Below are 6,893 nucleotides of genomic sequence, written 5' to 3' on the forward strand. Positions count from 1 at the left end.
CCGCCGTGGCCCGCGCCCAGGCGACCCCGTCGAGACCGTGCACGGCCTGCGCCGCCAGCCGGCTCTTGCCCGTGCCCGGCGGACCGGCCACGACCACGCCCCTGGAGGCGGACCTGATCTCCGACAATTGCGCCGCACGCCCGATGAACGGCCAGGAGCCTGCCACGGCGAAAGCGTATTTGAGTAGGCCATGCTCATGCGAGCGAGTTGTCCCGCCCGCCATGCTGGGGCCCATGACCATGGCGCTGACCACCGGCCTGACGGACCTCGTGCGGGAGAGCCTCGGCGACCCCCTCGCCGAGATCGCGGACCAGCACGTCGACCTCCTCGACTCCGGCCCGGGGGCGTTGTCGACGACCTCGCTCCACCGCGTGCGCGGCACCACGACCGGCGGCGTGACCTGGTCGTTCTTCGTCAAGGCGATCCACGAGATCAGGCACTCGCCCTTGTACGCGGACATCCCCGAGCCGCTGCGCGCCACAGCGCTCGCGCACTTCCCCTGGCGGGCCGACGCGGACATCTACCTGGCCCGCCCCCGGCTCCCCGGCGGGCTGCGGCTGCCCCGGATGTACCGGCTGGACGACCTGGGCGACGACCGGCTCGTCATGTGGCTGGAGGACGTGCGGGTCGCGCCCGCCGCATGGGACCTGGACCGCTACCGCGCCGCCGCCCGCCGGCTCGGCGACCTGGCCACCGCACACCCCGTCGCGGGCCGTACGTCCGCGCCGCGCGAGCCGCTCAACCACGGCCTGCGCTACTACTGCGGGGGCCCGCTCGCCAACCTGTTCCTGCCCACCCTGCGCGACCCGGCCACGTGGCGGCACCCGCTGGTCGCCGCGAACGCCGACCCCCTGCTGCAGGCCGACCTGCTGGCCCTCGCCGACCACATCGACCCGCTGCTGGACGCCCTCGACCGCCTCCCCCACACCCTGGTCCACGGCGACGCCAGCCCCTCGAACCTGCTGATCCCGGCCGACGGCTCGGCGGACTTCGTGGCCATCGACTGGAGCTGGCCGTACCCGGCGGCCGTGGGCTTCGACCTCGGCCAGCTCCTCGTCGGCCGGGCCCACACCGGCGAACTCGACCCCGCGGACCTGCCCGCCGTCCACGAGACGATCGAGGCCGCGTACACCGACGCGGTGGCCGGCCTCGCGGACCCCTCCGAGGTCTCCTTCGGCTACGCCGCCACCCTCGTGCTGCGCAGCGCCTGGACCGCGATCCCCTTCGAACGCCTGGGCCAGGCGCCCACCCCCGAACTGCACGACCTGTTCCGCAAGCGGGCCCGGCTCGCCCGGTTCGTCGTCGACCTGGGACGCTCCCTGCTCCCTTAGGCCCGGCCGGCGGGGTGAGAACCTGATCCGGCCCATCGGGAGACAACAGGCATGACACGAGCACGAGCAGTCGAGAGCGTGGAGGAGGAGGATGACGCAGAGCTCATCCGCCGCTCGCACGACGACCCGGAGCGGTTCGCCGGGATATTCGACCGCTACCTCCAGCAGATCCACCGCTACGCGGCCCGGCGGCTCGGCACCCAGGCGGCCGACGACATCGCGGCGGAGACGTTCCTGATCGCCTTCCGCCGGCGCGCGTCCTACGACCCCTCGCACCAGCTGGCCAGGCCTTGGCTGTACGGCATCGCCACCACGCTGATCGCCAGGCACCGGCGCGGCGAGGAGCGGTTCCTGCGGGCGCTGTCCCGTACGGGCGTGGACCCGCTGCCGGAGCCGATGGCCGACGCGGTCGTCGGCCGGGTCGCGGCGCAGGACCACGACCGCCGGCTGGCGGGGGCGCTGGCGGGACTCTCGCGGGGGGATCGCGACGTGCTGCTGCTGGTGGCCTGGGGCGATCTGTCGTACGAGGAGGTCGCCGAGGCGCTCGGCGTCCCCGTCGGGACCGTGCGCTCGCGCCTGCACCGCGCCCGCAAGAAGACCAGGGCCGCTCTTGGCGGCGACGATCCGACGAGAGAGGACGCCTGATGGACGAGATCAAGAACTTCCGCGGCTCCACCCCCACGATCACCCGCCAGGCCGAGGACGCCGCGCGCGCCCGCCTGCTGCGCGCGATGAGCGAGCCGGCGCCCGCCCCTCGCCGGCGCCTGCCGCGCCCGGTGTGGAGCATGACCCTGGCCGCGTCGCTGGCGGTGGCCGTGGGCGTGGGCGTCACCTTGGTGAGAGAGCCGGGCTTCACTCCCGTGGCCAGCGTTCAGGAGCTGAGCGAGCGGGCCGCGCGAGCCGCGGCGAGCGACCCGTACAAGACCGTGCCCTCCCCGGGCAAGTGGCTGTACGTCAAGGAGAGCATCGCGCCGCTCCGCGCGGAGCCCGCGCCCGAGGTGGATCGGGACAGGCGGATGACCCTGGAGCTGTGGAACAGCGTGGACGGCAAGCAGACGGCCCTGGACGACGGCGAGGGCAAGCTCGTCATCCACGAGACCGGCCCCGGCATCACCGCCGCCGACCTGGCCGAGGACCCCGTCACTCCCGAGCGGACGCTCGCCCGGATCAGGGCGGCCGTCGCCGCGACCCCCGCGGAACCCGGCGACGACAAGCCCGCGGAGCAGCGGATCGTCGAGACGATCGGCCAGGTCATGAGCGAGCAGGCCGTCGAGCAGAAGGTACGGGCCGCATTGTTCCGCGCGTTGCCGATGGTCCAAGGGGTGTCGGTCAAGCAGGACGCCGTGGACGCGGCCGGCCGCCACGGGATCGCGCTGGTCTACACCGGCCCTTGGGAGCGCTTCGAGATCATCCTGAGCCCGGAGGACTACCGCTTCCTGGGGACGTACAGCGAGACCGTCGCCACCCGCACCTACACGGCCGGACAGCCGCGCGAGGTCAAGGCGGGCACCCCCGTCGGATGGACCGCGCACCTGGAGGCCGGGATCGTCGACAAGCCGGGCGACCGGCCGTAGCGGGGCCGATCGGAGATGGACGCCGCAGGGCCGCCGCTGTCGTCACGGCGAGAGGATCGCGCTCGCGCCACGCAGCAGCTCGTCCCGGAGTTCGTCGTCCGGAACGTCCGGAAGATGGCTGATCGGGTCGGTGGCCGCGGCGAAGGCCTGGGCGGCCCGCACGCGGCGGCGCCAGTCAGGATCGGGGCCGGCCAGCAGCTCGACGGCCCGGCTGGTGATGCCCACCACGCGCGACATGAGCTCGGTGGTCTCGTCGCCGTAGACGGAGGCGTCGCGCAGCAGCAGCACCATGGTCTCGCGGTGGCCGAGCATGACGTCGACGCAGCCGCCGAGCACGCGCTGCCGCACCTCGGCGAGGGTGGGCGCGGCGGCGGCGTCCCGGATCGTCGCGTCGAGCCGGTCGATCGGGGGCCGCACCAGGCAGTCGAGTATCTCGCCCTTGCTGCGGAAGTGGTGGTAGAGGGAGGGCTTGCTGATGCCGACCCGTTCGGCGACGTCCCGCATGCTGGCCGCACGGTAGGTCTGTGCGGTGAACAGCTCCCGCGCCGCCTCGATGATGCGCAGCCGGGTGTCGGAGGTTTCGTTCGGTGCCAATCGCCGTCCCTCTCTCGGTTCAGCCTGAAAGCATACCCCGGCTGCCAACCGTCCGGTCGGTAGGCTAGCGTCCCAGCACCGCGCACGGCTACCACGGCGTCAGCATCGGCCACCTCGCCGGGGAGATCGTCCGCCGCGTCTCCGGGCTCACGCTGAGCGAATTCCTGGAACGCGAGATCACCGGCCCGCTCGGCCTCGACTGCCACGTCCGCGTCCCCGACAGCCGCCATGCCGCGCATGGCCACCATGGTCGTCCCCGACGCCGAGACCATGCGACTCGGCATGGAGGTCCCCGAACTCGCCGAATTCGCCAAGGCGCTCAACGACCCCGCCACCCTGTCCTACCGCGCCTTCTACGGCAGCGTCGCCATCGGCTGGGACAGCGCCAACGATCCCCGTACGTACCAGGTGGAGAGCCCGTCGATGGACGGCGTCGCCTCCGCCCACTCCCTGGCCCGCTATTTCGCCGCCCTCAGCGGCGAGGTCGACGGCATCCGCCTGCTCGGGCCCGAACTCGTCGACCGGATCCGCACCCCGCAGGCCTACGGGATCGACCAGACCCTGCGGGTGCACACCGCCTGGGGCATCGGCTTCGCCGTGCCAGGCGGCCCCTTCTGGCCCGCGCCCGGGCACATCACCGGGCTGTTCGGCCAGGGCGGCGACTTCCGCGTCCGCTCCCTGGTCGAGGCACTGTACGCGGCCCTGGACGACATTCGATGACCGAGCCGGGCGGCCGGCCAGGACCCGACCGCCCGTGCTCTTGTCCTGAAAAGACCTACCGGAAGCCGGATCGCTCCCTCAGTGGGCCGCCTCGTACTGCTCCACGACAGTGGCGGCGATGCGGCCACGCTCGCTCACCGGCAGCCCCTGGGCCTTCGCCCACCGCCTGATCTCAGTGGACTTCTCACGGGTGACGGCCCGCGAAGTGCCGGCGCCACCGCGTCGGCCGCGAACACCTCGCTCGGCGCGGACCGCGCGAGCCTTGGTGATAAAGGGAGCGAGAGCCTTCTCCAGCTTCTCCCGGTTGGAGCCCGACAGGTCGATCTCGTAGCTGGTGCCGTCGAGAGCGAACCTTGTGGTCCCCTCGGCGTCACTGCCGTCGATGTCATCGACAAAGGACTCAACAATGCGTTTCGCCATGATGCTGCTCCGATTACGTTATGGTTGCAGGTACTGTAGCCCCCTTCAGCAGATCACGCACCTCCTTGCGGCGCCGTGCTGACACAATCGAACTTCACGATCGTGTCTCGCACTACAACGCCTTTCGCTGTTGTGACGCGGTTTTCGCGCTTCTCGTGCCCGGCATTCATCGGCGCCGCCCCGGCCGATGGCCGGGCGGGGAACATACCGGGACCCGACCTGCGCGAGGCTCGCCCAAAGACCTGCACGAGATCCCTTCTGCCCTTCTCACCAGTGATAAGCCATCAACAACCGGCGACATCCCCGGCATGGCAAGACCACGGCCGCCCTCCCGCCTCCTCTCGCGCACAGCGCGCCCTCGCGAGCGCGGGACGCCCTTGCCCCGGACCGCCCGCACCCGCGCCGATCCTGCACCCCGGCTCCGCTGTCAGCAACCTAGTCGCAAGTGCGTCCGTCCCGCTGTCAATAGCCATGAATCCGCTATGTTGAAGTTCGATTCAAAGGTTTGCCGGGCCATATCAGGTATTGGCCAAGAACCGCAACTCGATCCTGACGCACCGCACCGACGTTTACCAGATTCGCATCCGCCGGCTCAGCAGGATCCGCCCTTTACAAAGTAGATTTCCAACTGTTTCGGGCCAGCGCGCCCCGCACGATCGCGGTTGACGGTTGACGGCACCGTGACCGTTGCGCCGGAAGAGGCGGACCCCGGCACCCGGAGGTCCGGCCGGCTCGGTACGCTCTTCCGTTCGGGCAGGCCTACTCTCGAAGTATGGGAGGGAGGCCATTATGGTTACCGAGATCATCCTGGGTTTCCTCGCGGCCATCGCCATATTGACCGGGTTCGGGGGCGTCAGGATCGTCAATCAGGTCGAGCGCGGCATCGTGTTCCGCTTCGGCCGGGCGCAGAAGGAGATCCGCCGGCCGGGAGTCGCCTTTCTCATCCCGGGGGTGGACCGGTTGAAGAAGGTGAACGTACAGATCGTCACGATGCCGGTGCCCACGCAGGAGGGCATCACCCGTGACAACGTGTCGGTCCGGGTCGACGCCGTCGCCTACTTCCGGGTGCAGGACCCGCTGCGGGCGGCCGTCGAGGTGCAGAACTACCTGTTCGCGGTGGAGCAGGTGGCGCAGACGTCGCTGCGGTCCATCATCGGCAAGAGCGAGCTGGACGATCTGCTCTCCAACCGCGAGGAGCTGAACAAGGGCCTCGCGCTCATGATCGACAGCCCGGCGCTCGGCTGGGGCATCCACATCGACCGCGTGGAGATCAAGGACGTGCAGCTGCCCGAGTCCATGAAGCGCTCCGTGGCCCGCCAGGCCGAGGCCGAGCGGGAGCGGCGCGCCCGCGTGATCACCGCGGACGGGGAGTTCCAGGCCGCCCAGAAGCTCGCCGACGCCTCCGCGATCATGGCCCAGACGCCGAGCGCCCTGCAGCTGCGGCTCCTGCAGACGGTCGTCGAGGTGGCGGCCGAGAAGACGTCCACGCTGGTGATGCCGCTGCCGGTGGAGGTGCTGCGCTTCTTCGACCGCGGCGCGCAGGGCTCGCCGGCGCGGGAGGAGTCAGCGGGGCCGGTCGCGGCCGAGAAGAGCGCGCCGCCTGCGCAGCTGACGCCGCCGGACGAGCTCACCAAGATCCTCGGCCTGCACGAGGCGGCGACCCGCCCCGATTCCTGACCTCAGGGCGACCGACGACCAAACCCACGGCCGCCAGCCGGTCGCGACCGCCTGCCCGGCGGGGGGGGGGAAGCCGGAGCCCCGGGGGCGGAGAAGCTCAGGCGGCTCGGACGGCCAGGCCCGGGTAGTCGAGGACGAGGCCGGACCCGTCGTAGACCAGGTGGCAGGCGACGTCGAAGACCGGCGCCGCGTAGTCGTAGCGCTGCCGCCCCTCCTCGTCGGCCAGCCGGGCATAACGCTGCTCGAGCCGCTCGACGGCCAGGTCGGCGGCCCGGACGAAGGCCGCCGGAGCGGGTGCGGCGGCGCCCACGCCGAGGCGCATCCGGTGCACGGGGAACGCGTTGGTCAGGGCCGACGACTCGAGGTCGACGTCGAGGCAGCCGTCCAGCCAGGACGCCGGCGCGCCGTCCACCCGCCAGCGGCCCGCGCCGTCGGTCTCCAGGAGGGTCTGGCGCCTGCCCTCGGCGGAGCGGCTCGCGACACCGGCCTACAGGGTTACATAGGAACATCGTCTTGTAAGAAAGAGTATATTGAAGGCTGTTTATATCTCTGTTGTCGCAGTAAAATAAAAAAAAGG

General features: G+C 71.0%; 7 protein-coding genes and 2 pseudogenes. 6 read left to right on the top strand and 3 right to left on the bottom strand.

The annotated features are described in order from the left end of the window. Positions 1-233: 233 nt before the first annotated feature. Genes ACWDX9_RS57310 through ACWDX9_RS57320 form a run of 3 tightly spaced genes read left to right on the top strand, consistent with a single transcriptional unit; the run spans position 234 to position 2,905 of the window. The gene (locus tag ACWDX9_RS57310) at positions 234-1,331 is read left to right on the top strand and encodes a hypothetical protein (protein WP_449971555.1); all 1,098 of its coding nucleotides are present in this window, start codon (positions 234-236) and stop codon (positions 1,329-1,331) included. A 51-nt stretch (positions 1,332-1,382) separates the two neighbouring features. Further along, positions 1,383-1,976 (top strand): RNA polymerase sigma factor, encoded by a 594-nt coding sequence (locus ACWDX9_RS57315; RefSeq protein ID WP_449971558.1) that lies wholly within the window; start codon positions 1,383-1,385, stop codon positions 1,974-1,976. Continuing rightward, positions 1,976-2,905 (top strand): CU044_5270 family protein, encoded by a 930-nt coding sequence (locus ACWDX9_RS57320; RefSeq protein WP_449971561.1) that lies wholly within the window; start codon positions 1,976-1,978, stop codon positions 2,903-2,905. The genes ACWDX9_RS57315 and ACWDX9_RS57320 overlap by 1 nt, the downstream gene beginning before the upstream one ends. A gap of 42 nt (positions 2,906-2,947) precedes the next feature. Here the strand turns inward: ACWDX9_RS57320 and ACWDX9_RS57325 are convergent, their stop codons facing one another. Continuing rightward, positions 2,948-3,499, bottom strand: a complete 552-nt coding sequence (locus ACWDX9_RS57325; protein ID WP_364250115.1) for a TetR/AcrR family transcriptional regulator — start codon at positions 3,497-3,499, stop codon at positions 2,948-2,950. Between the two features lie 125 nt (positions 3,500-3,624). Here ACWDX9_RS57325 and ACWDX9_RS57330 point away from each other — a divergent pair. Next, positions 3,625-3,708: pseudogene (locus ACWDX9_RS57330) on the top strand (hypothetical protein); the annotation flags it as partial. A gap of 28 nt (positions 3,709-3,736) precedes the next feature. Further along, positions 3,737-4,219, top strand: coding sequence for a hypothetical protein (locus ACWDX9_RS57335; RefSeq protein ID WP_449971564.1), 483 nt, complete (start codon positions 3,737-3,739; stop codon positions 4,217-4,219). Positions 4,220-4,297: 78 nt separating this feature from the next. Here the strand turns inward: ACWDX9_RS57335 and ACWDX9_RS57340 are convergent, their stop codons facing one another. Beyond that, complete coding sequence (locus ACWDX9_RS57340; protein WP_185077364.1) at positions 4,298-4,639, bottom strand: histone-like nucleoid-structuring protein Lsr2; 342 nt, start codon at positions 4,637-4,639, stop codon at positions 4,298-4,300. Between the two features lie 789 nt (positions 4,640-5,428). On the opposite strand from ACWDX9_RS57340, the gene ACWDX9_RS57345 reads away from it, so the two are divergent. Beyond that, complete coding sequence (locus tag ACWDX9_RS57345; protein ID WP_449971566.1) at positions 5,429-6,316, top strand: slipin family protein; 888 nt, start codon at positions 5,429-5,431, stop codon at positions 6,314-6,316. A 97-nt stretch (positions 6,317-6,413) separates the two neighbouring features. On the opposite strand, the pseudogene ACWDX9_RS57350 reads toward ACWDX9_RS57345, so the two are convergent. Next, a pseudogene (locus ACWDX9_RS57350) lies at positions 6,414-6,785 on the bottom strand (putative glycolipid-binding domain-containing protein); the annotation flags it as partial. Positions 6,786-6,893: the final 108 nt, after the last annotated feature.

Source organism: Nonomuraea sp. NPDC003201, from assembly GCF_053590415.1.